The 25,114-nt window shown below is 43.8% G+C and carries 30 protein-coding genes and 1 other RNA gene; 18 read left to right on the forward strand and 13 right to left on the reverse strand.

The annotated features are described in order from the left end of the window. Positions 1-43 precede the first annotated feature (43 nt). Genes lptC through ACYTXU_RS01830 form a run of 4 tightly spaced genes read right to left on the reverse strand, consistent with a single transcriptional unit; the run spans position 44 to position 3,180 of the window. On the reverse strand, positions 44-601 hold the full coding sequence (gene lptC, locus ACYTXU_RS01815; protein ID WP_462207913.1) for an LPS export ABC transporter periplasmic protein LptC: 558 nt from the start codon (positions 599-601) through the stop codon (positions 44-46). Then, a complete protein-coding gene (gene kdsC, locus ACYTXU_RS01820) occupies positions 598-1,179 on the reverse strand; it encodes a 3-deoxy-manno-octulosonate-8-phosphatase KdsC (protein ID WP_462207914.1) in 582 nt (193 codons plus the stop codon). Before kdsC ends, lptC begins: the two co-directional genes overlap by 4 nt. Further along, positions 1,179-2,159 (reverse strand): KpsF/GutQ family sugar-phosphate isomerase, encoded by a 981-nt coding sequence (locus ACYTXU_RS01825; RefSeq protein WP_462207916.1) that lies wholly within the window; start codon positions 2,157-2,159, stop codon positions 1,179-1,181. The genes kdsC and ACYTXU_RS01825 overlap by 1 nt, the downstream gene beginning before the upstream one ends. A 37-nt stretch (positions 2,160-2,196) precedes the next feature. Further along, complete coding sequence (locus tag ACYTXU_RS01830) at positions 2,197-3,180, reverse strand: calcium/sodium antiporter (protein ID WP_462207917.1); 984 nt, start codon at positions 3,178-3,180, stop codon at positions 2,197-2,199. Positions 3,181-3,507: 327 nt separating this feature from the next. Here ACYTXU_RS01830 and ACYTXU_RS01835 point away from each other — a divergent pair, with 327 nt between their 5' ends. Together ACYTXU_RS01835 and murA are read left to right on the forward strand one after the other, a co-directional pair. Next, positions 3,508-3,753 (forward strand): BolA family protein, encoded by a 246-nt coding sequence (locus ACYTXU_RS01835; protein WP_462207918.1) that lies wholly within the window; start codon positions 3,508-3,510, stop codon positions 3,751-3,753. A 17-nt stretch (positions 3,754-3,770) separates the two neighbouring features. Continuing rightward, a complete protein-coding gene (murA, locus tag ACYTXU_RS01840; protein ID WP_462207919.1) occupies positions 3,771-5,030 on the forward strand; it encodes a UDP-N-acetylglucosamine 1-carboxyvinyltransferase in 1,260 nt (419 codons plus the stop codon). Positions 5,031-5,098: 68 nt separating this feature from the next. Here murA and ACYTXU_RS01845 read toward each other — a convergent pair whose 3' ends face one another. Both ACYTXU_RS01845 and ACYTXU_RS01850 read right to left on the reverse strand, forming a co-directional pair. Beyond that, entirely contained in the window at positions 5,099-6,265 is a 1,167-nt protein-coding gene (locus ACYTXU_RS01845; protein ID WP_462207920.1) for a S1C family serine protease, read from the reverse strand. A 44-nt stretch (positions 6,266-6,309) separates the two neighbouring features. Beyond that, positions 6,310-6,954, reverse strand: a complete 645-nt coding sequence (locus ACYTXU_RS01850) for a Z-ring associated ZapG family protein (RefSeq protein WP_462207922.1) — start codon at positions 6,952-6,954, stop codon at positions 6,310-6,312. A 106-nt stretch (positions 6,955-7,060) separates the two neighbouring features. Between ACYTXU_RS01850 and ACYTXU_RS01855 the strand changes: the two genes are divergently transcribed. The 4 genes from ACYTXU_RS01855 (at position 7,061) to zapE (ending at position 10,131) form a co-directional block, all read left to right on the forward strand. After that, positions 7,061-7,747 carry a DUF2238 domain-containing protein gene (locus tag ACYTXU_RS01855; RefSeq protein ID WP_462207923.1) on the forward strand — a complete coding sequence of 229 codons (687 nt, stop codon included), beginning with the start codon at positions 7,061-7,063 and terminating at the stop codon, positions 7,745-7,747. A 124-nt stretch (positions 7,748-7,871) separates the two neighbouring features. Continuing rightward, entirely contained in the window at positions 7,872-8,204 is a 333-nt protein-coding gene (locus ACYTXU_RS01860; protein ID WP_462207925.1) for a hypothetical protein, read from the forward strand. A 173-nt stretch (positions 8,205-8,377) separates the two neighbouring features. Next, positions 8,378-9,016: an alpha/beta hydrolase gene (locus tag ACYTXU_RS01865; RefSeq protein WP_462207926.1), complete on the forward strand. Its 639-nt coding sequence runs from the start codon at positions 8,378-8,380 to the stop codon at positions 9,014-9,016. 11 nt (positions 9,017-9,027) lie between these two features. After that, positions 9,028-10,131, forward strand: coding sequence for a cell division protein ZapE (gene zapE / locus ACYTXU_RS01870; RefSeq protein ID WP_462207928.1), 1,104 nt, complete (start codon positions 9,028-9,030; stop codon positions 10,129-10,131). A gap of 24 nt (positions 10,132-10,155) precedes the next feature. Here the strand turns inward: zapE and ACYTXU_RS01875 are convergent, their stop codons facing one another. Beyond that, a complete protein-coding gene (locus ACYTXU_RS01875; RefSeq protein WP_462207930.1) occupies positions 10,156-10,764 on the reverse strand; it encodes a hypothetical protein in 609 nt (202 codons plus the stop codon). A gap of 70 nt (positions 10,765-10,834) precedes the next feature. Beyond that, positions 10,835-11,176: an HU family DNA-binding protein gene (locus tag ACYTXU_RS01880; RefSeq protein WP_462207931.1), complete on the reverse strand. Its 342-nt coding sequence runs from the start codon at positions 11,174-11,176 to the stop codon at positions 10,835-10,837. A gap of 297 nt (positions 11,177-11,473) precedes the next feature. Here ACYTXU_RS01880 and rplM point away from each other — a divergent pair, with 297 nt between their 5' ends. The 7 genes from rplM (at position 11,474) to ACYTXU_RS01915 (ending at position 16,406) form a co-directional block, all read left to right on the forward strand. Beyond that, positions 11,474-11,902 (forward strand): 50S ribosomal protein L13, encoded by a 429-nt coding sequence (rplM, locus tag ACYTXU_RS01885; RefSeq protein ID WP_462207933.1) that lies wholly within the window; start codon positions 11,474-11,476, stop codon positions 11,900-11,902. Between the two features lie 10 nt (positions 11,903-11,912). Then, a complete protein-coding gene (gene rpsI / locus ACYTXU_RS01890; protein ID WP_462207934.1) occupies positions 11,913-12,302 on the forward strand; it encodes a 30S ribosomal protein S9 in 390 nt (129 codons plus the stop codon). A 314-nt stretch (positions 12,303-12,616) separates the two neighbouring features. Further along, positions 12,617-13,204: a ubiquinol-cytochrome c reductase iron-sulfur subunit gene (gene petA / locus ACYTXU_RS01895; protein WP_462207935.1), complete on the forward strand. Its 588-nt coding sequence runs from the start codon at positions 12,617-12,619 to the stop codon at positions 13,202-13,204. Beyond that, positions 13,204-14,415 carry a cytochrome b gene (locus ACYTXU_RS01900; protein WP_462207936.1) on the forward strand — a complete coding sequence of 404 codons (1,212 nt, stop codon included), beginning with the start codon at positions 13,204-13,206 and terminating at the stop codon, positions 14,413-14,415. Before petA ends, ACYTXU_RS01900 begins: the two co-directional genes overlap by 1 nt. Continuing rightward, entirely contained in the window at positions 14,412-15,257 is an 846-nt protein-coding gene (locus ACYTXU_RS01905; RefSeq protein ID WP_462207938.1) for a cytochrome c1, read from the forward strand. The genes ACYTXU_RS01900 and ACYTXU_RS01905 overlap by 4 nt, the downstream gene beginning before the upstream one ends. Before the next feature lie 64 nt (positions 15,258-15,321). Then, the gene (gene sspA, locus ACYTXU_RS01910; RefSeq protein ID WP_462207939.1) at positions 15,322-15,954 is read left to right on the forward strand and encodes a stringent starvation protein SspA; all 633 of its coding nucleotides are present in this window, start codon (positions 15,322-15,324) and stop codon (positions 15,952-15,954) included. Further along, positions 15,954-16,406, forward strand: a complete 453-nt coding sequence (locus ACYTXU_RS01915; RefSeq protein ID WP_462207940.1) for a ClpXP protease specificity-enhancing factor — start codon at positions 15,954-15,956, stop codon at positions 16,404-16,406. The genes sspA and ACYTXU_RS01915 overlap by 1 nt, the downstream gene beginning before the upstream one ends. Before the next feature lie 105 nt (positions 16,407-16,511). Here the strand turns inward: ACYTXU_RS01915 and ACYTXU_RS01920 are convergent, their stop codons facing one another. Genes ACYTXU_RS01920 through ACYTXU_RS01935 form a run of 4 tightly spaced genes read right to left on the reverse strand, consistent with a single transcriptional unit; the run spans position 16,512 to position 19,903 of the window. After that, positions 16,512-17,039 carry a BON domain-containing protein gene (locus ACYTXU_RS01920; RefSeq protein ID WP_462207942.1) on the reverse strand — a complete coding sequence of 176 codons (528 nt, stop codon included), beginning with the start codon at positions 17,037-17,039 and terminating at the stop codon, positions 16,512-16,514. 2 nt (positions 17,040-17,041) lie between these two features. After that, positions 17,042-17,629, reverse strand: coding sequence for a phosphoheptose isomerase (locus ACYTXU_RS01925; RefSeq protein WP_462207944.1), 588 nt, complete (start codon positions 17,627-17,629; stop codon positions 17,042-17,044). 31 nt (positions 17,630-17,660) lie between these two features. Then, on the reverse strand, positions 17,661-18,029 hold the full coding sequence (locus tag ACYTXU_RS01930; RefSeq protein WP_462207946.1) for a YraN family protein: 369 nt from the start codon (positions 18,027-18,029) through the stop codon (positions 17,661-17,663). Between the two features lie 38 nt (positions 18,030-18,067). Further along, positions 18,068-19,903 (reverse strand): penicillin-binding protein activator, encoded by a 1,836-nt coding sequence (locus ACYTXU_RS01935; protein WP_462207947.1) that lies wholly within the window; start codon positions 19,901-19,903, stop codon positions 18,068-18,070. Positions 19,904-19,968: 65 nt separating this feature from the next. On the opposite strand from ACYTXU_RS01935, the gene rsmI reads away from it, so the two are divergent. The 4 genes from rsmI (at position 19,969) to ACYTXU_RS01955 (ending at position 23,170) form a co-directional block, all read left to right on the forward strand. Then, on the forward strand, positions 19,969-20,835 hold the full coding sequence (gene rsmI / locus ACYTXU_RS01940) for a 16S rRNA (cytidine(1402)-2'-O)-methyltransferase (RefSeq protein ID WP_462207948.1): 867 nt from the start codon (positions 19,969-19,971) through the stop codon (positions 20,833-20,835). 88 nt (positions 20,836-20,923) lie between these two features. Then, the gene (locus tag ACYTXU_RS01945) at positions 20,924-21,418 is read left to right on the forward strand and encodes a DUF3016 domain-containing protein (protein WP_462207950.1); all 495 of its coding nucleotides are present in this window, start codon (positions 20,924-20,926) and stop codon (positions 21,416-21,418) included. 93 nt (positions 21,419-21,511) lie between these two features. Then, positions 21,512-21,868, forward strand: an RNA gene (rnpB, locus tag ACYTXU_RS01950) — RNase P RNA component class A. An 870-nt stretch (positions 21,869-22,738) separates the two neighbouring features. Then, positions 22,739-23,170 carry a DUF2784 domain-containing protein gene (locus ACYTXU_RS01955; RefSeq protein ID WP_462207952.1) on the forward strand — a complete coding sequence of 144 codons (432 nt, stop codon included), beginning with the start codon at positions 22,739-22,741 and terminating at the stop codon, positions 23,168-23,170. A 24-nt stretch (positions 23,171-23,194) separates the two neighbouring features. Here the strand turns inward: ACYTXU_RS01955 and ACYTXU_RS01960 are convergent, their stop codons facing one another. Then, on the reverse strand, positions 23,195-24,145 hold the full coding sequence (locus tag ACYTXU_RS01960) for a glutaminase (protein WP_462207954.1): 951 nt from the start codon (positions 24,143-24,145) through the stop codon (positions 23,195-23,197). 511 nt (positions 24,146-24,656) lie between these two features. On the opposite strand from ACYTXU_RS01960, the gene mraZ reads away from it, so the two are divergent. Beyond that, a complete protein-coding gene (mraZ, locus tag ACYTXU_RS01965) occupies positions 24,657-25,112 on the forward strand; it encodes a division/cell wall cluster transcriptional repressor MraZ (protein ID WP_018625348.1) in 456 nt (151 codons plus the stop codon). The last annotated feature ends 2 nt before the right edge of the window (positions 25,113-25,114 follow it).

Here is a 25,114-nt window from a genome sequence, read left to right on the forward strand (position 1 = left end):
AAGAGCGAGCTTAGGGGTAAAGCATACGTAAGAAGGCGGGACTTCATAATTCTTCTGTAAAGACCTCGGATTTAAATTCTATATTATTGGTACGCAAATCAGCCTGCATGCCTTTTGCAGTCATTCTAAAACGTCCATCGACTAATTCAATTGGCTCATCAGTAAAAGCAGTTTCCGATGCAAAGTCAATTGTTAGGACTGGCATGGTTAACAATACATTAGACTGAGCAGGCTGTCGTTCCAATTCAACGGTCACATTACCTTCGAGAACCAGCTGTTCACTTAGTTCATTACTGATAGCTTTCTCAGAGCTGACCGTCCAGCTTGGATTTTGGTCATCATTGAAGCGCATCACGGGTTTTAACAGATGAGTTTGCATGATGTCTTTGTAATGCAGGGTTTTTACGGTAGTGAAAGAGCGTTCGGGTTGCCCGTTTGTATCAAATTCAATAGTTTCAGTATTCGATAAATAATAATCTGGATTGCTGGAAATCTCGACAAAGTCTGGTTTGGGTTCAGTGGAACGATCCCACCAATAAGCAATAGCAAAAGTTGCCGGGACTAATAGCCACAGCATGGAGCGACCTTTTAAAAAGGTCACTGCTTAACTCCCGATGGTTGAGCTTTGGTGAGATATTCTTGATGAATGGCTTCCAGTTTGTTCTGGCTGTGAAGAATTAAATCACAGACCTCGCGAACGGCACCAAAGCCACCATTGTTTTGAGTAACCCAATCAGCATGCTGTTGCATCAGCCAGTGGCCATCGGCAACGGTAATTCCTAAACCCGACTGAATCAATAAAGGGAGATCGGGTAAGTCATCACCAATGTGGCAAACTTGCTCTGGCTTTATCGACAAGTTTTGGCAAAGCCTATCAAAAGCTTCCTGTTTGTTTGATTGACCTTGATAGTAATGTTGAATACCCAGCTCTTGGCAGCGCTTTTCGACAATTTTAGAATTACGGCCGGTAATAATGGCAACAGCAATGCCTGATTTTTGTAGACATTTTATGCCAAAGCCATCTTTGATATTGAAGGTCTTCAATTCTTCGCCGTTGTTGCCAATAATGACCTGACCATTACTCAGCACACCATCAACATCACAAATCAACAGCTTGATATTATTAGCTTTATTTAAAAGCTGTTCCGGGTAGGTTGGTTTTTGCGTTATGTGGTGCATTAAACCACTCCGGCTTTAAGTAAGTCGTGCATGTGAATGACACCTAGTGGTTTGTCATTATTATCGGTCACGATTAAGGAAGTAATACTACTTTCCTCCATCAAATTGACAGCGTCTACCGCCAAGGTTTGACTCTTAACAGTTTTGCATCCTTTGGTCATTACATCTTCAATGGGGGCGTCAATATCTACATCGCGCTCAAAAGCGCGGCGTAAATCGCCATCGGTGAAAATGCCCAAAAGATTACCTTGTTTATCTATCACGGTAGTCATACCCATACGCTTATCGGTCATTTCAAACAGGGCGTTGCGAATGGATATGTTGGGTTTTACTGAAGGAAAAGAGTTGCCGCTGTGCATCAGGTCATCGACTTGCAAAATAAGACGTTTACCTAAGCTACCGCCGGGATGAGACAAAGCAAAGTCGTCAGGCGTAAAGCCTCTGGCTTCCAATAAGCTCACGGCGATGGCGTCGCCGAGTGCCAATACGGCGGTGGTTGAAGCGGTAGGAGCCAAGTTGTGTGGGCAGGCTTCCTTCTCTACCTGAACCTTAATGTGTATATTGCTGGCTTTGGCTAAACTTGATTTGTCATTACCTGTGATTGATATCAGTTCAATGCCGCGACGTTTTATAACAGGAAGTAAAGCTGTTACTTCGTGGGTTTCCCCAGAATTAGACAGTGCGATAACAACGTCCAGTTCACCGATCATCCCCAGATCGCCGTGGCTGGCTTCTGCTGGATGAACGAAAAATGCCGGGGTACCTGTGCTGGCTAATGTGGCTGCCATTTTGCTGCCTATATGGCCTGATTTCCCCATGCCAATGACGACCACTTTGCCCTGACAGTTGAGTAGTTTATGACAGGCGGCAACAAAGGTTTCGTCCAACTGTTGTTTAAGATTGGTAACAGCAAGAGTTTCTATATCAATTACGCGCTCGGCGCTTGTCAGAATTTGCTGTTCCAGATTTGAGTCATTCATTGACGGTACCGTTGGTGGTTTTAATATTTTCAACCAGTTAGAAGACGCGAACTATATAATACCCAATGAAGGCGGTAAGTAAAATAGCACCAGCGAACCTGTTAATTTTTCCTGGCCCACGAATTCCATAAGCCAGTGCTGCCAGAAGGACGCTTAAGCTTAGCATTACAGGGTAATCAATGGTCAGTATCTCTCTTTCGACCATTGGGGCGGCGATAAGTGCAGGAATGCCCAAAACACCCAGCAAGTTAAAGATATTGGAGCCGACAACATTACCGATCGCAATCTCGTGTTCATTTTTCAACACTGCAGAAATCGAAGCTGCCAGTTCTGGCAAACTGGTGCCGAGAGCAACAATGGTCAAGCCAATCAGAGTTTCTGAGACGCCCATCTGCAAAGCAAAGCCACTTGCACCTACGATGAGTATCTTGGAACTGGCAACCAGCAGTACTAAGCCCAGCACTAACCAGAAGATTGCTTTGGGGCTCGACATCTTTTCAGGTAGCTCATCAACAATCTCTTCGAGCATCCGGTCATTACTTGAGCGAGATTTAATGCCCATATGCACTAGCCATATAAAGTAGCCGACCAGAGTGCTTAGCAGGATAATGCCTTCAAGGTGTGACAGGCGCAGATCCCAAAAAAAGTAGAGTACTGCGAACGACACGATAAATAGGATAGGGATTTCACGCTTAATCATCCCTGAATTAATCATTAAAGGTCTCACTAATGCGGTGATCCCCAGTACTAATGCCACATTAGTGATATTTGAGCCTATCGCATTACCAATTGCTACCTCTGGGCCACAATTCTCAACATCGCGCGGACAGGTTTTAAATGAATCAAGAATCGACACAAAGATTTCTGGTGCGGAAGAACCTATCGCGACAATGGTTAAACCTACGATCAGACGTGATACACCAAAGTTTTGTGCAACCGCTGCTGCGCCATCAGTAAAGCGATCCGCGCTCCAAACTAGCAGTGTAATACCAACCAGAATATAGGCAATGTGTTCTATCATGGAAACCTTAGAGACTGTCTTCTATAAATAGTGAGTGTTCAATAAACAGGCTATGCTTATTATAAAATAAGTATGGCTTTGACTGACAAATTGAAATTGTTTCAAAGCGTTGCCCTGAGCGACGAGTGGTTGCTACAAATCAGCGCGCCATTGTACAGGCTCTGGCTTTTAATGTCATTCACAGGTGTTTATCAAGGGGAATTCGGGTAAAATCACGCCACTTTAGTGCCAACTTTGCTAATGATTCATATTTTTGCGTCTGTTTTGACGCAGTTTTTGGCGTTATCATGCTTGGCCATAACTTCGATTAACGTAAGTAATTAAAAAATGATTGAACAGATTAAGTCCCTGATTGAGAAAGAGATTGAGTGCGAAGAGTTACGTGTTGATGGCGATGGTAGCCATTTTCAGGTGATTATCGTCAGTAAGGCCTTCGACGGTCTACGCAGTGTCAAAAGGCAACAAATGGTGTACGCCACTGTTAATGAGCATATTGCCAGCGGTGAAATTCATGCTCTGACCATTAAGGCTTACACGCCTGAAGAATGGTCTAAAGCTAAGCACTTCCTATAAGTATCGAGTCCTTAACGATGGATAAATTATTAATTAAAGATGCTGGCTCATTAGATGGTGCCATTAAAATTTCAGGCGCTAAAAATGCTGCCTTGCCAATTCTGATGGGTGCTCTACTAGTGGACGGTGTGACGACGATTGGCAATCTGCCGCACTTAAATGATGTCACTACAACGTTAGAGTTGATGGGACGTTTGGGTGCCAAGTTGACCATTGACGACAAGTTTAATGTTGAGATTGACAGTCGTGACATTCACAGTCATGAAGCTCCATATGAGTTAGTTAAAACCATGCGTGCTTCGATTCTGGTATTGGGGCCTTTGCTTGCTCGCTTCGGTGAGGCGGTGGTTTCGTTACCGGGTGGTTGTGCCATTGGTTCGCGTCCTGTAAATCTGCATATTGAAGGTATGCGTGAGATGGGCGCTGATATTGAAGTTGAAGCAGGTTACGTTAAGGCTAAATCGAATGGTCGTCTGAAAGGCGCTAAAATTGTCATGGAAATGGTGAGTGTCGGTGCGACCGAAAACTTGATCATGGCAGCGGCACTGGCTGATGGAACCTCGGTGATTGAAAATGCCGCTCGCGAGCCTGAAGTGGTCGATCTTGCTAATTTCTTGAATAGCATGGGAGCGAAGATTAGCGGTGCAGGCACCTCTGTTATCACCATTGAAGGTGTTGAGCGTATGCATGGCGGTCACCATGATGTGTTGCCTGATCGTATTGAAACAGGCACTTATCTGGTTGCCGCGGCTATGACCGGCGGTCGTATCCGTTGTCGTAATACTGATCCGAGTATTCTGGACGCTGTTTTAGTCAAATTGAGAGAGGCGGGCGCAGAAGTCTCTACCGGAGAAGACTGGATCGAGCTTGATATGAAAGGTAAGCGTCCAAAGGCCGTTAATATCAAGACAGCACCTTATCCGGGCTTCCCAACTGACATGCAGGCACAGTTTTGTGCTATGAATGCAGTTGCAGAAGGTACCGGTACTATCACCGAAACCATTTTTGAAAATCGTTTTATGCACGTTCTTGAAATGCAGCGAATGGGTGCGGATATTGCCATCGAAGGCAACACAGCGATTTGTCGCGGGGTTGAAAAGCTGTCTGGTGCGCAAGTGATGGCGACTGACTTACGTGCCTCGGCAAGTCTGGTTTTAGCAGGCTTATGTGCCGATGGTGAAACTTTAGTGGATCGGATTTACCACATTGATCGTGGTTATGAAACCATTGAAGAGAAGCTACAAAATCTGGGCGCGTCGATTAAACGAATTGCCTAGGGCTCTTGCCTGTACAGGAAAAGAAAAAGGGCTGATTAGCCCTTTTTTTATGTGCCGATATGTCTGCTCTAATCTCGATAGCCTAATATGACTTCGGTTTCGTCTTTTTGGCCATTTCGATAATATTCAATTTCAACCGTCGTTTTCGGTGGGAAGTTCCAGATCGCAGCCATCATATCCGCTGTACTGTTGATGGCTTGTCCATTGACCTCGGTAATGATGTCTAAGGCCTGTAAACCTGCCTTGTCAGCTGGGCCATTCCCATTAATTGCAGTGATAACGATACCCTGTCCGTAAGGTAGTTGTTCAATATGTGATGCCAATGTTTGTTGCTGTTGCGGCGATAAATTCATTTCCTGAACGATTGAGCGGAAATTGATGGTCATATCCCCATTTAATCCAAGCCAACCACGCTGTACTTCGCCATTTTCAAGCAGTTCTTGCACAATGTGGTGCACATCGGCAGCAGCGATGGCGAAATTCTGATAGGTTTTTTCGCCAGAGTCATCATGCGAGCTTAATGCTGTTATTCCCACCAGTTCTCCAGCACTGTTTACCAACGCACCGCCTGAGTTGCCTGAGCGGAGGGCGGCATCAGTTTGGATGTAGTGTGAAACGCGAGAAAAGAATTTGGCACTAATAATGCCCTGGGTGACGGTTTGTTCAAAGGCCATATATGGGGTGCCAATAGCAAATACAATATCTCCTACGCGACTGGTATCTTCTGCATGCAATGGCAAGATATGCTCGGGTCGGTGGTTTACTTTAATCAATGCTAAGTCGGAGTCTTTGTCGAGTCCAATGACCTGAGCCGTTAATTTGGGGCCGTTAATTTGTTCAACGATGATCGATTCGGCTTTATCGAGAACATGTGCATTGGTCACGATATGGCCCTCTTTATCAATAAATACGCCCGATCCGTTGTTTAAAAATGCACAGGCGTTGGTTCCGGCTGGCACACTGCGTAGATTGGAGTGGCAGTCGGGATCATTGAGGGGGATCAGCTTTGAGCGTGCTTGAATACTGACCACCGCAGGTCTAGCTTTATCCAGCATATCAGCATAGCCTGAGAATGGTGTGGCTTGTTGGGGCGTTTGGATAACAGCCTGTGCCGTATCTTGAGCCGGGTTGTTAATGGAAAACCGACCTGGCATGAATACAATAAATAGAGCTGCTATTCCTAAGCCTACCAGCAGGTATTTCACGATATAACCTATAAAGGTAAAAAATTGCATGGAGATCCTCAACGTTTCTTAATAGTGCAAGCCATTGAAAGGTGTCAGCTTGCTGATTTGTCGGATGTTGCTTTTTTGCTAGAAGGTTTCTGCCCGGTTTTTTTCTGCTCAGAAGAGTCATCAGAAGAATCATTTGCAACGTCACCGGAATCTTCTGATTGTTTTTTTTGCGATGGGTTCCCCTTTGTATCAGGTTTAAAAATATCAGCTGGCTGAATATCTTTATTTTCTTCTTTGTCAGCTGAATGTTTAGGATGGTAATCATCATCGATATCATCCTCTGCGTAATCTCTCGGTTGCTGGGGACCAGCATTATGGTCTGAGATCTCTTTGGCCTCACTATCAATAATCGAGTCATCAAGCTCCTTATTGATGGCATTACCTAAGCCAGGCAGCCCGGAGGTATTACTACTCAGCTTTAAATCAAACTTACGGTTACTCAACTTATTGGAACTTGCTGCCAGGTGTTGGTACAGCGCTTTGTATTCTTCGGTTACATTACTAAAAAGACGTGCGGTTTCATCGAAGTGCTGGTTAACGTCTGCTCTCAATGAACTTAGCTCATCATCTTTAGCCTTTAGCTCTTCGGATAATGCTTTGCTATGCTGAGACATGCCGAACCAACGACCAAAGAAGAAGGCGCCGACTGCAATAAGAAGAAGTAAGAAGATAATGAGTGGACTGGACATGAATCTATATTCCTCAATCTGCCAATGACGTCTAGGCAAAGAATTGCCTAAATCCTTGAAGTGATCTTATGATACACAATAACACAGTAAAAGTTCGAGTAGATTCATGACCTATAACACAAAATTCTTACTGACATTGACTGGAATTTTTTTGGTTGTGTTTGCTTTATGTGCCATTAATCCTGTTGACCGCTCAGCCTGGATTCTTGAAAACGTATTGATGTTTTTATTGATTATTGGGCTTTTCGCCACTTATAAGAAGTTTCGCTTATCGAGAATCTCCTATTTCTGCATTTTTCTGTTCTTATGTTTTCACGAAATTGGTTCCCACTATACTTATTCAAAGGTTCCGTACAATAGCTGGACGGAACTGGTGTTCGGAACACCTTTAAATGAGTGGTTTGGCTGGGAGCGCAATCATTATGACCGCTTTTTGCATTTAGCTTACGGTCTACTGTTTGCATACCCTATACGCGAGGTTTTTCTGCGCATTGTCAGAGTAAAAGGTTTTTGGGGATATTTCCTACCTTTGGATCTGACCTTGTCCACATCCGTCATTTATGAATTGATTGAATGGGGTGCAGCGATGTACTTTGGTGGCGACCTGGGAATGGCATATCTAGGAACTCAAGGGGATGTGTGGGATGCGCATAAGGATATGGCATTAGCTGGACTTGGGGCTTTTATTACCGTTTGCATATTAGCTTTCATCAATTGGCGCTGGCAACGAGATTTCGCCAGAGAGTGGAATGAAAGCCTGACTCCAAAGTCGATCAATCCTGAAAGCTTGTGAGCGGGTCGTTCTGTAAAAAGTAAACCGTTTAACATTTCTCTGAGAAATTTGAAGCCATCACTTCTCAAGTGAGCCGCAATGCAAAATAATGGCTATAAATTGATGCAAGCTCAAGGTGATAGTGATGAGATTATTGGTATTAGTGAGTCTATTAACGGCAGCTGGTTTAATGAATCAGGCTGCTGCCTTTGATGATGACAAAAAGCGAGAAGAGTTACTAAAAGAGCGTGCTGAGCTTTTGAAAGAGCGTGAGAAGTTAGAGAAGGAGCGTGAAAAAGATTTACGCGAGCTTGAGCGCGAAGATCGGAAGGCTTACGAAGAGTTACGTAGAGAACAGGAAAAAGAACTTGCTGAGTCTGAGCGTGAATCGCAAAAGGAGCAAATGGAGCTAGACAAAGAGCTACGCAAGCAGCAAATTGAAGCTGGTAACAAGCGCGATGAGTACAGTAAATACTAGCTTCCGCTGATTAAGTAGCAGGTTTGAAATGAAAAGAGGCTTCGGCCTCTTTTTTGCTATGTCTGGTTTGCTAACTATTCAGCTTAGCTCTTTGCTATTGATTGTGCATTGTTTCCAACAAGTGATAAAACGTGCGAAAATGTCGCTCAATATTGATTAACTTCAGAGAACAAGTGAATAAAAATCATTTCTTGATAGAAGGCGCTGTCGGCCATCTTGAGGCAACCCTGGATGAGCCTGATTCACCAGAACGTAATGCTATTGCAGTATGTTGCCATCCTCATCCGTTACACGGCGGTGCTATGACCAATAAAGTCATTCATACCGTATCCAGAACTTTGGCGGGACTTGGTATACCATCGCTTCGTTTTAACTTTCGAGGCACTGGCGAGTCTCAAGGAGAATATGATGAAGGTAAAGGTGAGCAGCAAGATCTGATTAAAGCAGTTGAGTGGATGAAAGAAAAATATCCAGAACGTCCTTTATGGCTGGCTGGTTTTAGTTTCGGTTCCTGGATTGCAGCGCTTCAGGCCAAGTCACTCAATGCTAAGCAGTTGATCAGCATCGCACCGCCTGTTAATCGTTTCAGTTTCGATGAGTTTCAAGTTCCCGATTGTCCTTGGTTGGTGGTGCAAGGGGATGCCGATGACGTGGTTGAGCCTGAAGCTGTATTTAAATGGCTCGATAACTTATCGGCTAAGCCTGATGTGATTCGAATGGAAGGCGCTGGCCACTTTTTTCATGGACGCCTGGTCGAGCTTCGAGAGCGGATCGAAGAAAATCTGGGGCAACATTTGCCTGAAGAGCTGTAGAAGTTACTCCTATGCGTGCAATCGATTTAACACCCCAACAAAAATATGAGCAGGATTTAGCTAGCGGCTTTTCTAAAGACCCCGCGCAAGCCGAAGCCGTCGCAGCGTTACAGCAAGTTTACGATGAGCTTTTAAATAGCCGGCCCAGTAGTGGCTTTATGGATGTGATCAAACGCTGGCTATCTTCCGACCTTGAGCCGGTGCAAGGCCTCTATATGTGGGGCGGTGTTGGTCGCGGCAAGACCTGGTTGATGGATACCTTCTTCAACTGTTTGCCAATTAAAGGCAAAATCCGCCTCCATTTTCACCGTTTTATGCATGAAGTTCACCACGAACTCAAAGTCTTGGCCGGTGAGAAAAATCCTTTGGTTAAAATTGCCGATCAGTTGTCCCAGCGTGCTCGAGTCATTTGTTTTGACGAGTTTTTCGTCACTGACATTACCGATGCGATGATTCTGGGAGGCTTATTTAAAGAACTGTTTGAACGCAATATCGTGCTGGTGGCAACATCCAATATTCCTCCTGAGCGGTTGTATTGGAATGGTCTGCAACGCGAACGCTTTTTGCCGGCGATTGAATTGATTCAGCAACATTGTCGGGTGTTAAATGTAGATGGTGGCACTGATTACAGGATGCGAACTTTGGAAAAGGCTGAAATCTACCATTATCCGCTGGATGAGTCTGCCGATAAGAATATGCGGCAGTATTTCTTCCAGTTATCAGGTGAGGAGGGTCAGGAGCATTGCAAGCTCAAAGTAGAGGGGCGTTTAATTGATGCGGTGCGTTTGTCTGATAATGTCGTCTGGTTTACTTTTGATGCTATCTGTAAAACGGAACGATCAGCAAATGACTATATAGAACTATCACGCAATTATCATACGGTATTTATCAGTAAAATCCCTCAACTTACCGATGCAGTTAATGATGCGGCTCGACGATTTATTGCGTTGGTGGACGAATTTTATGAGCGACATGTCAAGCTGATCTTGTCTGCGGAAGTGGCTTTGGAAGAAGTATATATTGGAAAAGGCTTGGCCTTCGAGTTCGAAAGAACTGTCAGTCGGTTGCAGGAGATGCAAAGCAAGGAGTACCTCGCGAAAGAGCATTTGGCTTAAAATCGCTGACTCAGTAAGTGATTATTACCAATAACCTCTCAGGAAACTGCCAGGTGGAGAGGTATAAGTCCTGCATCCCATTAGTTTCGCTAAATCTTTCCCTTTTTGCTTTATTTTAGGCCAAGCTGTGCTTTCCTGGAAAAGAATGGGCTTTCTACCATGAGGTTTCAGGTAGAGGTAGTAAACGTGAGTTTTATTTTGACGACCACCGTAGGTGACATTGATGGCTACAAATTTATTAACATATTTTCTGTCAGAGGTAACAAGGTACTGAATGTCCCTAAAATGATAGACATTAGTTTTAGACCAGAGCAAGAAAGACCTTTCATGGATTATCAAGCCGAACTTCTTATCGATCGTAACAGTGTATCGGTAGAAAGCTGCCTTAAAGGTCGATATAACAATCCAAAACATCAATACCAATATAATGATAGAAAATAGAATTGCCTCATGGGGTTGGAACTCATCAACGGTCTGTCCGGTAAAGATTGCATATATCAAATAGGGAAGAAAGGCTGCAAAAAATAAACCTAGCACGGCAAAGGTAGTTTTTACTAAAGGACCATATTTGCTGGCAAATTGATGCTTTACTATACGATGCTTTGTGGGCTCGGGTATATTAATTCGGGACATTTTTGATTTTGTTATGTTAATAAAAAGCCGACATTGTTGTCGGCTTTTAAGATCAAAAAGTGGTTAGCAATTACTTAACCATATCCTTTAATTTTTTCAGTGGGCGAACTTTAACCGCTATGCTTGCGGGTTTGGCTTTGAACATAGTTTCTTCGCCAGTGAATGGGTTAATTCCTTTACGAGCTTTAACCGCTGGCTTCTTAACGGTGCTGATTTTCAATAGGCCAGGTAAGGTGAATTCACCAACTGCACGCTTTTTGACATGTCGCTCAATTACCACACCAAGCTCGTCAATGACAGCTGAAACGTCTTTCTTGGTTAGGCCTGTTTGTGCTGAAATTTCGTTAAGGATTTGAGTTTTTGTGAACTTTTCTTGAACCGCTGTAATCTTGCGGGCTTTATTATCTGCCATTTTTCCTTTGCCTCTTATGTTAGTTGACTGTTAAAATAGGTGTCGTCTTGGCGAGTGTTGCAAAATTGACTCCCCATCAGCGCTTTTTATAGCGCTAAAAGCCCCGTAAATAAAGTCTTTTTCGCAGGATTTTACTTAAAATTCATTTATTTGGCCGAGACATTTGATAATTTTTGAAAATCCTGGTGTCGCCTCTTGTTTTATAGAGGGGATTTCTGTAGAATTCGCGCTCTCTTTTTTAGGGCCGTGATCGGCAACCTATTGCGGGTGCAAATGGCTTTTTGGAGCTTAAAGAATATGAAAACATACAGTGCAAAGCCTGAAACTGTTAAGCGTGACTGGTTTGTAGTCGACGCTAGCGGCAAAACGTTAGGTCGCCTGGCGACTGAGATTGCTCGCCGTTTAAAAGGCAAACACAAAGCAGAATATACACCTCATGTTGATACAGGTGATTACATCATCGTTATTAACGCTGAGAAAGTAACTGTGACTGGTAACAAGGCGCAGGACAAAATGTACTACCGTCATTCTGGGTATCCGGGCGGTATTAAAGAAACCAACTTCGAGAAGTTACAGGCCTCTAAACCTGAAATGATCATCGAGAAAGCGGTTAAAGGCATGCTTCCAAAGAATCCTCTTGGACGTGCTATGTTCCGCAAGTTGAAAGTTTACGCTGGTACTGAGCATACCCATACAGCTCAGCAACCAATCCCATTAGAAATCTAAGGTGAGAACAATGGCTGAACAATATTACGGAACAGGTCGTCGTAAAAGCTCTACAGCTCGCGTTTTCCTGCGTCCTGGGAATGGTGCGATTACTGTTAACCAGCGTAGTCTTGACGAGTATTTTGGTCGTGAAACATCACGCATGGTGGTTCGTCAACCACTAGAGTTAACTGAAACTCTTGAAAAGTTTGATGTGTACGTAACTGTCTCTGGCGGCGGTGGCACTGGTCAAGCCGGTGCAATTCGTCACGGTATCACACGTGCATTGATGGAGTACGACGAAGAATTACGTGCTTCATTGCGTAAAGCTGGCTTTGTTACCCGTGACGCTCGTGCAGTTGAGCGTAAGAAAGTGGGTCTACATAAAGCTCGTAAGCGCCCTCAATTCTCGAAACGTTAAGTTTCGAAGCAAAATTGCCGGAGAGGAACTCTGGCATTCTTTACACCCGCACCTCGCGGGTGTTTTTTTGTCTGTCATTCTCTGAAATTTTTCAACTTTCAATTAGTTACAAGTGGCTTGCTGGTCTGACCACATTGTTATTGTTAGTGATTTCCTATATGATCCCTGCGCAGTATTCTGCCGTAGAAGTGCGGATAAGTGTTTTATCAGGTTATTGATAAGACTGGCTTCATTGCAGGATCGTTTTTAATCATGATTTTCCAACACTATCCATTGGTGGATGGTGTTATTTTTTTCGTGGGGAGACTAAACGAATGAGTAATCAGGGCGTCAACAAAGGACGCAGAAATCTGCTAATCGGTGCTACTTCTGTAGTAGGTGCGGTTGGTGTGATTGGTGCGGCAGTGCCTTTTGTTCGTTCCTGGGCACCAAGCGCAAAGGCGCAATCTGCGGGTGCTCCAGTTTCGTATGACTACACCAAACTAGAGATAGGGCAGCAAATCACAGTTGAGTGGCGCGGTAAGCCTGTATGGGTTATGCGTCGCGATGAGAAAATGTTGCAAAGCATCACTAAAAGTGAAGAGCTTGTAGCCGATCCAGAATCAACCGAACCTCAGCAACCGGAGTATTGTAAGAACGAATATCGCTCTATTGAACCCGATATTTTTGTCGCGGTCGGTATTTGTACTCACTTAGGTTGCTCGCCTAAATTATTCGCTGATGCGGGTTCTTTAGAAGGTGGTTGGTTAGGTGGTTACTACTGCCCATGTCATGGCTCTAAGTTTGACCTGGCTGGCCGTGTTTATAGCGGTGTTCCGGCTAATGCTAACTTAGAAGTTCCCCCTTATACCATAGACACAGCAACCAAAGTGATTGTGATTGGTGAAGAGGGAGGTGCCTAATGTTTAAGAATTTTATGACTTGGTTTGATGCCCGTTTCCCAGCAACTAAAGTGTGGAATGAGCATTTAGCAGAATATTACGCACCGAAGAATTTCAACTTCTGGTATTTCTTTGGCTCTCTAGCAATGCTGGTTCTTGTTAATCAGTTGCTAACCGGTATCTGGTTGACCATGTTCTACAGCCCAAGTGAACCATTCGCTTCTGTAGAATACATCATGCGTGATGTTGAATATGGTTGGCTCCTTCGTTACCTCCATTCTACTGGCGCCTCTGCTTTCTTTGTAGTTGTTTATCTACATATGTTCCGTGGCATTATGTACGGTTCGTTCAAGAAGCCTCGCGAGTTGATCTGGATCTTCGGCATGATCATTTTTGTACTATTGATGGCAGAAGCCTTTATGGGCTACTTGCTACCATGGGGACAAATGTCATTTTGGGGAGCTCAGGTGATTGTTAACCTGTTTGGTACCATTCCAGTTGTCGGCCCAGACTTGGTAGAGTGGATTCGTGGTGACTTTACTTTGTCATTAGCTACTTTGAATCGCTTCTTTGCATTACACGTTGTTGCAGTGCCATTAGCGTTGGTGGCTATGGTCTTCTTGCACATAGTTGCGTTGCATAAAGTGGGCTCAAACAACCCAGATGGCGTAGAAATCAAAGAGAAAAAAGATGAAAATGGTATTCCGCTGGACGGTATCCCATTCCACCCATACTACACAGTGAAAGACATTGTGGGTGTGGTGGTGTTCTTGATGATCTTCTTAGGTGTGGTCTTCTTTGCTCCTGATTTCGGCGGCTATTTCCTTGAGCGCCCGAATTTTGAACCAGCTAATCCGCTGAAAACACCACCGCATATTGCTCCAGTTTGGTATTTCACGCCATTCTATACCATGTTGCGTGCTGTTCCGGATCCTTTTGGTGGCTTTATCGTAATGGCATTGGCAATCGTTATATTGTTCCTATTGCCTTGGCTTGATCGTCAAAAAGTGAAGTCTATCCGTTACCGTGGTGCTTCTTACAAAATCCTTTTAGCCTTGTTTGTAATATCGTTCATCATCCTGGGAATTTTGGGTGTTGTTCCTGTAACAGACTTTACTAAGTGGCTAGGTCGAATTTGTACGGTCTATTACTTCTTCTTCTTTATCGCCTTGTGGTTCTTGCCCATGTTCGAGAAAACTAAACCAGTACCAGAGAGGGTAACAGACAAATGAAAAAGTTAATGACAGCTATTTTATTCCTGCTACCTGTATCTGTATTCGCTGCAGGTGGTGGTACAACCTATCCAAATGATCCGGCAAACATTGATTTGTCGGATAAAACATCATTGCAGAATGGTGCCAAGTTATACGTTAACTATTGCTTAGGTTGTCATTCGATGGAATACGTGCGTTACTCGCGTATTGCTCAGGACTTAGAGTTAACCGAAGAGCAGGTCATGGATAACCTTGTCTTAGGTGAACAGCGAATTGGTGACACACTAGATAAAGCCATGGACCCTGTGCAAGCGGAGAAGAAATATTTTGGTGTAAATCCACTGGATTTAACGCTAGCAGCACGTGTTCGTGGTGAAGACTGGGTTTACAATTATTTGCGTTCTTTCTACGTGGATCCATCGCGTCCATTTGGTGTGAACAATACAGTATTCCCATCGGTAGGTATGCCGCATATTCTTGCTGACTTGCAAGGCTTACAGGCAAAAAGCGACGAGCTATTGTCTGTTGAAGAGCAAATTGCTCAGGCCAAAGCTGTGCTAAATGATTCTGAAGCTAGTGATGAAGCAAAAGCTAAAGCAGAAGAAAAGCAGCACGAAGCAGAAGCGGCAATGGCTAAGCTGGCTGCCGAAGGAAAAATGTTTGTTCAGATTAAAGAAGGGCAAATGACTCCAGAAGAATATGATGAAAGTATTCGTGATCTGACTGCGTTTATGGCTTATACAGCTAATCCAGTAAAACTGGAAAGTAAGCGCATGGGTGTCTGGGTCTTGTTGTTCTTATTAGTGCTACTGATATTTGCGTATTTCTTGAAGAAAGAATTCTGGAAAGACGTACATTAATTAGCATCCCAAGCCTTAGCCTATCTTGGCTGAGGCTTTCTTGTTGTTTGCAGGAGAAAACAGTATGGCAGTAGTTGCCAAACGTTCAGTTATGACACTTTTTTCTGGTAACGATGTATACAGCCATCAGGCTCGTATCGTGTTAGCGGAGAAAGGGGTAAATTATGAAGTGGTCGAAGTGACCTCTGACAATGTTCCTGAGGATTTATTAGATTTGAATCCGTATGGCTCCGTTCCAACATTAATCGATCGTGACTTGGTATTGTACGAAGCAAGCATTGTCATGGAGTATCTAGATGAGCGATTCCCGCATCCGCCATTGATGCCGGTTTATCCGGTGACTCGTGGCCGTAGTCGTTTGATGATGCATCGCATTCAAAAAGAATGGTACAGCCAGTATGAAATTATCGTTAACGGTACCGAAGTAAAAGCTAAAAAAGCCCGTAAGGAATTACAGGAAAGTATCATGGCTCTTGCACCGGTATTTGCGAGTAACCCTTACTTTATGAGCGATGAATTCTCATTGGTTGATTGCGTTATTGCACCATTGTTATGGCGAGCAGAGCAATTAGGCATCGAGATCTCAGGGCGTGGTAGTAAAGCAATCCATGATTATATGGAGCGTATTTTTGAGCGCGAATCATTTAAAGTCAGCCTGACTGAGGAAGAGCGCGAAATCAAAATGGGTCTGATGTAATGGCGGGTAGTTCGCCATTACAACCCTATTTATTAATCGCTTATTATGAGTGGATACTCGATAACGAGTGGACTCCACAGATTCTGGTGGATGCTTCCCATCCGCAGGTTGACGTGCCCTTGCAGTTTGCTAACGATGGCAAAATTGTATTAAATATCGCTCCCACGGCAGTAGCAAATTTTGAGCTTAATCATGACTATGTAAGTTTTAATGCCAGGTTTTCAGGACGCTCACTTAGTCTTTATATACCGACGGGTTCGATCATTGCTATTTATGCCAGAGAAAATGATCAAGGTATTATGTTTTCAGCCAATATGTATGGCGCTGATGATATGGAAACAACGTCGGACTCTATAGGCCCTGCGGAAACAAAAGGCCAGGATGATGACGGACCTGATGATGAGCCACCTAAACCACCCAAGGGTAAGCCCAAATTAAAAGTGGTTAAGTAAAGTTTAAAGCTAAAATTGACTTGAGATATAGCAGATTAGTTTATCAACCAAATACAAAGGCGAGTCTAGACTCGCCTTTTTCTATTCTGAATATATTGATTACTATCAGTCGATATACTCAAAAATCTTCACAACTCTATCGACACCAGAAATATTACGGGCGACAAGAGCAGCTTTGTCACCTTCTTCACGAGTGACCATACCCATTAAGAAAACTTCTTTATCTTCTGTAATAACTTTAATGCGATTTGAGTCCAGGCCTTTCTCAGCGGCTAAGCTAGATTTGACTTTGGTAGTAATCCAAACATCAGAAGCAGTGCTAACCTCTTCAGGGTTACCGACACGCACTTCGTTAAATGCTTTTTTCATGCGAGGGATGTCTTTTATGGCAAGAGAGACCTCATCAATAGCTGCTTGAGACGGCAATTGCCCATAAACCAGAACATATAGGTTATGGCTAACTACATCCACAGCAGCAGGTTGATGTTTTTCAGTGATAGGTTGAATTAAGTCTTTAGCTTGCCATTGGATACTTTGATCTGTGGAAGCGGTACCAAATGTAGTGCAAGCGGATAGCCCAATCATAAGGACGGGCAGTAATATAAGTAAACGGAGTAATTGTTTCGTAAACATTTCTAAGCCTCTGTGCCGAATAAACTGTTATCGATGAAGTCACATAGGGCATGAATGATGACCAGGTGTACCTCTTGAATACGGGCTGTTGAGTTTGATGGAACGCGAATTTCAATATCATTAGGGCCAATCAGGCCGGCCATTTCGCCACCGTCTTTACCAGTTAGCGCGACGATTAGCATATCTTTACTGAGCGCAGTTTCCATGGCATTAATCACATTTCGTGAATTACCGCTGGTGGAAATAGCCAGCAATACATCGCCGGGTTGACCAAGAGCGCGCAGCTGCTTGGCAAAAACATCATTATAGCTATAGTCATTAGAGATGGAGGTTAAGGTACCTGTATCGGTGGTTAATGCTATGGCTGGCAAACTTGGACGTTCACGCTCAAAACGATTAAGCATCTCAGAGGAAAAGTGCTGTGCATCACCGGCAGAACCTCCATTACCACAACTCAAAACTTTATGGCCATTGAGTAGACTATTAACCAGAATTTGACCCGCCTTGTCGATTGACTCAGGAAGCGCATCTGCAGCAGCAATTTTAGTTTGAATACTTTCTGTAAAAATATCACGAATACGTTCTATCATAATCTACCTAATCGAGTCGGTAATTTTATACTTACCAGGGTGAAGCCTGAAAAGCATTTTTATGCCATTCAATCAATGGCTCTTGTGCTGCTAATGTTACGGAAACAACATCAAAACGACAATCGTGTTGTTGCATTTTTTTATGGGCTTGCAGATACAGCTGTGCGGTCTTGATGATCTTCTGCTGTTTTTTAAGGTTGACCGTTTCTGCGCCACTGCCATAACTGGTGTTTGCTCGAAAACGTACTTCGCAAAATACCAATGTCCTGTGTTCCATCATGATTAAGTCAATCTCACCGTATCGAGAATTGTAATTCTTCTCAATTAACTTTAATCCCTGTTGTTTGAGATGGTTCTCAGCAAAGAGTTCAACTTTTTCACCGCGTTGTCTTGTACTCATTAATCACACAATTCTTTGTTGATCTGTAAATCGTAGTATTAAGGGGTGACAGGTACCCAATACCCTCTTTCATACTTTGCCCAAGCTAACTTGCGAATAATGCGGCCGTAGTAATCCAGGGAAAGTTCACCTGACAAGCCCTCAACAGTATAGTCTGAGAGTGCGGACAACTGAGGGATTTCCGGGATCAACAAGAAAGAGTCATAGCCCAAAGCAAAAAAACGTCCCAAGGTTCCGTTTGCTGCCGGAAACATGCGCACAATCTTTTGCTTGTTAGTAGCCTGCTCATTATTCTGCGGGATCATCCATGGCGCATCAAGAAACTGAATGCCGTTAAGATCATTTTCGCGATTATTATTACCATTGTATAAAGTTGATGTTGCATACACTGGCAGGTTGTATGCGTAGTAGTAATTTAAATAAGGCTTAATGGTGCGAGCTTCTTTCGTTTCGGCAATCATAAAAATGAAATCTGCCGTTGTTGAAATTTGGCTTGATGATTCAATGGGGAGATTCAATAAATTCTGCAGTTCACGCTTGCGTTTTTCCGCTTGGTCAGCGCCTAACATTTGCATTACGGCAACTTTAGGATCAGGCGTACGAGATAAATCAGCTGTTCGGACGATGGTACCTCCTAAGCGTTGAAATATATCGCTAAATGTTTCTACTGCACGCTGACCGACGGTTTTTTCCGCGTTAATAATAAAGGCACGAGTTTGGCCTTTATCGATAGCGTAACGTGCAACCTGTTCTGCTTCATCTTCTATCGGTAAACCAAACTGAAACATACCTGCTGGAGTGTAGGCATCATCGAGTCGATTAAGTATCAGAGTAGGAATGGGAAGTTTCTGGAATTGAGCTATGTCGTCTGCCTTATTTTTCAGTAAAGGGCCAATGATAAACTCAACGCCATCTGCAAGAGCTTGTTGGTACAGCAATTCGATAGGTTCTTTAGCGGTATCGTAAATGACAACTTCAGGTTTTTCGCTGCCCATCATCTGGGTATCGTAAAAGGATGTCATGAAGCCATCGAGAATCACCTTACCAACCGTTTCTAAACGGCCACTGGTAGGTAAGAATAGGCCAATTTTAGTTGGCGCACCAAAATCAACCATAACGGTTTCACGCTGGACCTCAATATCTATGTAGTATAGGGCTGGGTGGTTTGGGTAAAGGATATTCCACTCTTGCATGGCCTCGGAAAGTGCCGCTGGATTACCGCTGAACTGCTGTTGAATAATTGCCATATCCAGCCAGCCAAGCTCATCATGTTCAGTAGCTCGATTTCGCGTAATTTCTAGCGCACCGGTCGGTGAAGTCATTAGTTCTATCCAGACTTTACGCTCCTGCTCTTCGCGTAAACTTGGGTCAGTAAATAAGTGCATTGCTTCAATGCGTGTCATAGCTGCATCGGCGTGGCGCTGGTTGGCGGCCAGGCTATCGGCCAATAATCGGTAATAATGGGATTGCCATTCAATACTGAATTCTTCTGGATTACGAATAGTTTGCAGTGCGCGTATTGAGTCGAAGGGTTGTTCTTGTGTCAGGGCAACTTCCCCTACCAGCAAATACCATTCCGATCGTAGTTCAACCGGCAGCTGGGTCGGATAAAAACTATTTAGTATTTCGTAGGCCTCGGCAAACTGTTCTCTTTGCACATGTGCTTTTGCTGCCTGCAACAAAAAAGGTGCTTTGTCAGCCTCTTCAGCTGCTTCTGCTTGTTGCAGGTAGAATTCGGCAGGCTGCATGTCGTAGTCAGCAGTCAGCGGTGATTCTGGTTTCTTAGACGTTGTTGTACAGGCCGAAACCATCAATACGCTGAAAATTGCCGAGAATACTAATATGAGGTTCTTATGCATAAGCTTTTTTGTCATAATTCCATACTCATCAAATAATTACCGGTATTTTAGGCGCTTAGGCGCAGCAAGGCAAAAAAGCTATGGCAAATTTCGCACAAACTGATACCGCATCGGCACAATTGGGCACTTTATTTGTGGTTGCCACGCCGATTGGCAATATTGAAGATATTTCCGCCCGTGCCATTCGTACTCTCAAGGAGGTTAATTTGATCTGTGCCGAAGATACGCGTCACAGTCAGCGTCTGGTACAGCACTACCAGATTGATACTCCTATGATGTCCTTGCATGAGCATAATGAGGTTGCACGGATAGACCAGATCGCAAAGCGGTTGCAAGAGGGACAGAGCATTGCCTTGATATCGGATGCTGGTACGCCACTGATTAGTGATCCAGGGTTTAAGCTAGTGCGAGAGCTCCGTCAGCAGGGGCATCGAATTAGTCCGATTCCTGGGCCTAGTGCCATCATTACAGCGCTAAGCATTGCCGGTTTGGCGACTGATAGCTTTAGTTTCTGGGGCTTTCTACCCGCAAAGTCATCGGGCCGTAAGCAGGTTTTTAATGACTTGTCGCACCATAGTGAAACCTTGGTTTTTTATGAGTCATCACACAGGATTCTGGATTGTTTAAAAGATCTTCAAGAAGTCATGGGCGATAGAGAGTTAGTGATTGCTCGCGAACTGACTAAAACGTTTGAAACTATTTTATCGGGCGGAGTCTCTAATTTGGTGGAAAAGGTGGCTGCAGACCTGGATCAGCAAAAAGGTGAGTTTGTGCTAATGGTTTCTGGTTGCGGCGAGAAGCCGGAGGCAATGGATTTAGCTACTGAAAAACTGATGACCGCCTTATTGCAGGAATTGCCGCCCAATAAAGCCGCCAAAATTGCCGCACAAGTGTCGGGCTTGAAGAAAAAGGTATTATACCAGTGGGCATTAGAGCAAAAAGCTTAATAGAGATTTATGTCACTTTTAACCTATGAATTCAGTCTATATAAGTAAGAAAGTCATCCAAATGAAATTAATGCAATTGGAGTTATATATGAAATTTTTAAAATCAGCAGTTGCCGCTCTACTAACGCTCCCACTTATGGCTTTCGCCGGTGAGGTTAAAGTAAGCTGGGGCGAGTTTGATGATTTTATAGACGTGAGACCTGCTACAGAAACTAAATCGGCTTTTTATAAGCGGGTTAAGACAAGCTTAGACAAATCATTTATCGCGCTTGGTGAGAAGCTTCCAGAAGGGGCTGTGTTCGAGATGCGAATCACGGATCTCGATCTAGCTGGTGATGTTCGTTATGGCGGCATTCAAGAGTATCGATTGGTTGAAAGGCTTTATTTCCCAAAAATGAAGTTTGATTACCAGTTAATAAATGACGAAGGAAAGACTTTAAAGGAAGGTTCGGAATTGTTAAAAGACATGAAGTTTTTAGACAGAATCAGAACGCCTGCCCAGTATAGAAATGAAGGCTTCTATTACGAGAAGCGTATGTTCGAGGATTGGTTTAAAGATAATATCGAAAGCCAGTTTAAATAATCAGAATTGTTCTAGGCGTAGAAAGGGCAGGCCAATGAGCCTGCCTTTTGCATTTTTGCTTGCTTTTTCACCGTTGAAGACTAAACTTGCCCACAAGCTGGCCAGACAGTCGCTGCTCACCATTTGGTGGGGAGAGGAAAGTCCGGACTTCACAGAGCAGGGTGCCAGGTAACGCCTGGGCGGCGCAAGCCGACGGCAAGTGCAACAGAAAGTATACCGCCGATGGAATCGCAAGATTCACAGGTAAGGTTGAAATGGTGCGGTAAGAGCGCACCGCACTGCTGGCAACAGTATGTGGCGAGGTAAACCCCACCCGAAGCAAGACCAAATAGGGTTCCGTATGGCGTGGCTCGCGTTGGAACCGGGTAGGTTGCTTGAGCCATAGAGTGATCCATGGCCTAGACGAATGACTGTCCAAGACAGAATCCGGCTTACCGGCCAGCTTAATTTTTTTACCTGAGTTTTAATCTTTAAAGTAAACGTATTTGTCATTCGTAGGAAATGACTGTCCAAGACGCACTCTTCACAAGAGACGCGGCTTACCGGCCAGCTTAATTTTTTTACCTGAGTTTTAATCTTTAAAGTAAACGTATTTGTCATTCGTAGGAAATGACTGTCCAAGACGCACTCTTCACAAGAGACGCGGCTTACCGGCCAGCTTAATTTTTTTACCTGAGTTTTAATCTTTAAAGTAAACGTATTTGTCATTCGTAGGAAATGACTGTCCAAGACGCACTCTTCACAAGAGCCGCGACTTACCGGCCAGCTTATTTTTTTATCTGAGTTTTAATCTTTAAAGTAAACGTATTTGTCATTCGTACAAAATGACTGTCCAAGACACACTTTTCACAAGAGACGCGGCTCACCGGCCAGCTTTTTTTTCATTTGAGTTTTAATCTTTAAAGTAAACGTATTTGTCATTCGTAGGAAATGACTGTCCAAGACGCACTCTTCACAAGAGACGCGGCTTACCGGACTAACTCCGATCAACTTAGGTTGAAGTTGTCATCCCGCGGTACCTAAAGGTGCTTCCCTCGGTCGCTAACCGCGGATGAAATCGTAGGGAACGATTTTAAACAGCTTTGCTGGCCCAACGGGTGAAATACAGGATGTATTTCATAATCCAGTGACTTTAAGGGGCTATTGGAATCACCTTTATAGTCAAAGGTATTTCCTACGGTCATTGTTGGAGAATACTAAAATAATACTTTTCAGTTGAATAACTTTCTGGGCAGGCACATTGGCCTGCCCCTACCTCTATTGCCGAGCTTTCCTTTTCCAAAGCTACAGCATTCAACCAGCTAGCGTTATACTGATTCTATGAACTCTGCTGACTTCTACATTTTATTAGCCGATCTGATTCTTATCACTCATGCGTTATTCGTAGTGTTTGTAGTAGTGGGATTGATATTGATTCTAATTGGTGGCGCTTGCTCATGGTCATGGGTGCGCAATCCATGGTTTCGCCTGCTGCACTTAATTGCGATTGGTTTTGTAGTTATTCAATCGTGGTTTGGTGCTATTTGCCCTTTGACCATTTGGGAGAACACGTTGAGGCAAAAGGCGGGTGAGGTTGGCTATCAAGACACCTTTATATCCCACTGGCTGGAAAACCTTCTGTATTATCAATTCCCACAATGGGTGTTTGTCGTTGCTTATACTCTGTTCGGTGCTTTGGTATTGGTAAGCTGGTTTTGGGTGAGGCCCAGATCATTTAGAACCAGTTCATTTAGATCCAGACCATTGAGATAAAAGAGCTAGTGTATAAGACATTTACTACTCATACTCCAGCTCATCAAAAATAGGCGAGGGGCCAAAAACATTTGATTGAGTAATAGTAGTAAAGAGCTCAAGTGCTTTGATGCCCTTGCTTGAATTGCCTTTGCTATTTAGTCCGGGGCTCCATACTGCAATACTGTATTGGTCTGGATAGATGGCTACGATACCGCCGCCGACACCGCTTTTACCGGGTAACCCAACTCTAAAGGCAAATTCGCCTGCCTCATCATAGAATCCACAAAGCAGCATGATGGAATTGATACGTTTGGTTTCCTGAGCGGTTATTATTCTCTTGTTGTTGAGCGGGTTTTTACCTCCATTGGCGAGGAACATAAAGGTTTGGGCAAGATCTTTGCATGACATTTCAATCGAGCAAAGATGAAAGTAGAAATCCAATACTTCTTCAGCGTCGTTTTCGATATTTCCATAGGATTTCATCAGATTGATGTGGGCATTATTTTTAAAACCGCATTCCTTTTCCGATTCTGCGGTGGTTTTGCAGTAATCAATATCGGGGTTACCCGCCAGTGAGCGCAGAAATTTGATGAAGTCCTGATAAGGGTTTGCCAACTCGCTGATCAGGATATCGCAAATAACTATGGCGCCGGCGTTGATTAACGGGTTGCGTGGGATGCCTTGTTCGTATTCAAGCTGCACTAAAGAATTAAAGGGGCTGCCTGAGGGCTCTACTCCAACGCGCTTCCATAAATCGGTCCCGACTAGCTTAAATGCATAAACCAGTGACAGAACCTTGGATATACTCTGAATGGAAAATGTCTCGTCGGTATCTCCATGGAAGTAGCTGTGTCCCTCTTCCGTCACCAGGTACATACCAAACTTATTGGGATTTGCCTTGGCCAAGGCTGGAATATAAGTCGCTACCTGACCTATTTGGTCATAAGTTTTAAGCTCAGCAGCGATTTTTTCGAATATCTCGTTGTACTTCATACTTGGTAGGGTTTGGTGTTTATTCCCTCCAGTCTATTGAACACCAGGCTTTCTGGCTAGCATGGATTTCCAATATATCAATAGGTTATATTAATTAAGTGGGTTTCACCCTGCTTATGAATAGAGTTTTGAACCTTAGATTGAAAGAAACCAGACATTTTTTAGCCTCAGTACCATCAATTTAGTGAATAGCTCCCTCTAACTTAAAGTAAATTCTAACTTCTCTACCTAATTTTCTGAAAAATAAGCAGTTTATTTCTGCTTGTTTGTTAGTGCTGACTAACTTCGCTAAGTGTTTGTCAAATAAGGACATTTTTCACATTTTCCATGCAAATTTGCCTTGCAAAACTCAAGCAAAGTTCATATAGTGTAGAGAAGTGGAGAAAAGTGTCGCAAAGTGGATCGTAGAGGATCAGTGAAGATCAACGACCAATTTGCTTAAAACAGCTGAAAACCGGGTAGCAATTTCGGTTTTAGCATAACGAGTCAAAAGTGGGGTTTACATAGAGCCATGTTCCGTGGAGCAACTGCAATCAATATGGACGCGAAAGGTCGTATCGCCATTCCGGCGAAGTACCGCTCGCGTTTTGAAGATGTTTGCTCCAATCAAATTGTGGTGACTATTGACCTGTTTGACCCGTGTTTATTACTTTTCCCGCTCCCCCACTGGGAACAACTCGAAGCAAAGCTCGACACTTTTTCTAACACAGACCCTAACCAACGCCGTATTAAACGTATGTTACTCGGTCATGCATCAGAGCATGAAATCGATGGTAATGGACGTATTCTACTGCCTCCTGTCCTGCGTGAATACGCGCAATTGGAAAAACAATTACTTCTAGCCGGCCAAGGCAAAACTTTCCAGATCTGGAATGAAGAGAATTGGCACAAGAAGATTGAGCAGGATGTTGAAGCGTTGGCTGAGGGGCCACTGGATCCAGAAAGTTTACCTGAACTGGCGTTCTAGTT

This window comes from Kangiella sp. M94, from assembly GCF_054926195.1.

Excerpts from the sequence above, each read along its gene's own strand:
- kdsC (WP_462207914.1), bottom strand. The coding sequence starts at position 1,179 with ATGCACCACATAACGCAAAAACCAACCTACCCGGAACAGCTTTTAAAT.
- ACYTXU_RS01825 (WP_462207916.1), bottom strand. The coding sequence starts at position 2,159 with ATGAATGACTCAAATCTGGAACAGCAAATTCTGACAAGCGCCGAGCGC.
- ACYTXU_RS01830 (WP_462207917.1), bottom strand. The coding sequence starts at position 3,180 with ATGATAGAACACATTGCCTATATTCTGGTTGGTATTACACTGCTAGTT.
- ACYTXU_RS01835 (WP_462207918.1), top strand. The coding sequence starts at position 3,508 with ATGATTGAACAGATTAAGTCCCTGATTGAGAAAGAGATTGAGTGCGAA.
- murA (WP_462207919.1), top strand. The coding sequence starts at position 3,771 with ATGGATAAATTATTAATTAAAGATGCTGGCTCATTAGATGGTGCCATT.
- ACYTXU_RS01845 (WP_462207920.1), bottom strand. The coding sequence starts at position 6,265 with ATGCAATTTTTTACCTTTATAGGTTATATCGTGAAATACCTGCTGGTA.
- ACYTXU_RS01850 (WP_462207922.1), bottom strand. The coding sequence starts at position 6,954 with ATGTCCAGTCCACTCATTATCTTCTTACTTCTTCTTATTGCAGTCGGC.
- ACYTXU_RS01855 (WP_462207923.1), top strand. The coding sequence starts at position 7,061 with ATGACCTATAACACAAAATTCTTACTGACATTGACTGGAATTTTTTTG.
- ACYTXU_RS01860 (WP_462207925.1), top strand. The coding sequence starts at position 7,872 with ATGAGATTATTGGTATTAGTGAGTCTATTAACGGCAGCTGGTTTAATG.
- zapE (WP_462207928.1), top strand. The coding sequence starts at position 9,028 with ATGCGTGCAATCGATTTAACACCCCAACAAAAATATGAGCAGGATTTA.
- ACYTXU_RS01875 (WP_462207930.1), bottom strand. The coding sequence starts at position 10,764 with ATGTCCCGAATTAATATACCCGAGCCCACAAAGCATCGTATAGTAAAG.
- ACYTXU_RS01880 (WP_462207931.1), bottom strand. The coding sequence starts at position 11,176 with ATGGCAGATAATAAAGCCCGCAAGATTACAGCGGTTCAAGAAAAGTTC.
- rplM (WP_462207933.1), top strand. The coding sequence starts at position 11,474 with ATGAAAACATACAGTGCAAAGCCTGAAACTGTTAAGCGTGACTGGTTT.
- rpsI (WP_462207934.1), top strand. The coding sequence starts at position 11,913 with ATGGCTGAACAATATTACGGAACAGGTCGTCGTAAAAGCTCTACAGCT.
- petA (WP_462207935.1), top strand. The coding sequence starts at position 12,617 with ATGAGTAATCAGGGCGTCAACAAAGGACGCAGAAATCTGCTAATCGGT.
- ACYTXU_RS01900 (WP_462207936.1), top strand. The coding sequence starts at position 13,204 with ATGTTTAAGAATTTTATGACTTGGTTTGATGCCCGTTTCCCAGCAACT.
- ACYTXU_RS01905 (WP_462207938.1), top strand. The coding sequence starts at position 14,412 with ATGAAAAAGTTAATGACAGCTATTTTATTCCTGCTACCTGTATCTGTA.
- sspA (WP_462207939.1), top strand. The coding sequence starts at position 15,322 with ATGGCAGTAGTTGCCAAACGTTCAGTTATGACACTTTTTTCTGGTAAC.
- ACYTXU_RS01915 (WP_462207940.1), top strand. The coding sequence starts at position 15,954 with ATGGCGGGTAGTTCGCCATTACAACCCTATTTATTAATCGCTTATTAT.
- ACYTXU_RS01920 (WP_462207942.1), bottom strand. The coding sequence starts at position 17,039 with ATGTTTACGAAACAATTACTCCGTTTACTTATATTACTGCCCGTCCTT.
- ACYTXU_RS01925 (WP_462207944.1), bottom strand. The coding sequence starts at position 17,629 with ATGATAGAACGTATTCGTGATATTTTTACAGAAAGTATTCAAACTAAA.
- ACYTXU_RS01930 (WP_462207946.1), bottom strand. The coding sequence starts at position 18,029 with ATGAGTACAAGACAACGCGGTGAAAAAGTTGAACTCTTTGCTGAGAAC.
- ACYTXU_RS01935 (WP_462207947.1), bottom strand. The coding sequence starts at position 19,903 with ATGACAAAAAAGCTTATGCATAAGAACCTCATATTAGTATTCTCGGCA.
- rsmI (WP_462207948.1), top strand. The coding sequence starts at position 19,969 with ATGGCAAATTTCGCACAAACTGATACCGCATCGGCACAATTGGGCACT.
- ACYTXU_RS01945 (WP_462207950.1), top strand. The coding sequence starts at position 20,924 with ATGAAATTTTTAAAATCAGCAGTTGCCGCTCTACTAACGCTCCCACTT.
- ACYTXU_RS01955 (WP_462207952.1), top strand. The coding sequence starts at position 22,739 with ATGAACTCTGCTGACTTCTACATTTTATTAGCCGATCTGATTCTTATC.
- ACYTXU_RS01960 (WP_462207954.1), bottom strand. The coding sequence starts at position 24,145 with ATGAAGTACAACGAGATATTCGAAAAAATCGCTGCTGAGCTTAAAACT.
- mraZ (WP_018625348.1), top strand. The coding sequence starts at position 24,657 with ATGTTCCGTGGAGCAACTGCAATCAATATGGACGCGAAAGGTCGTATC.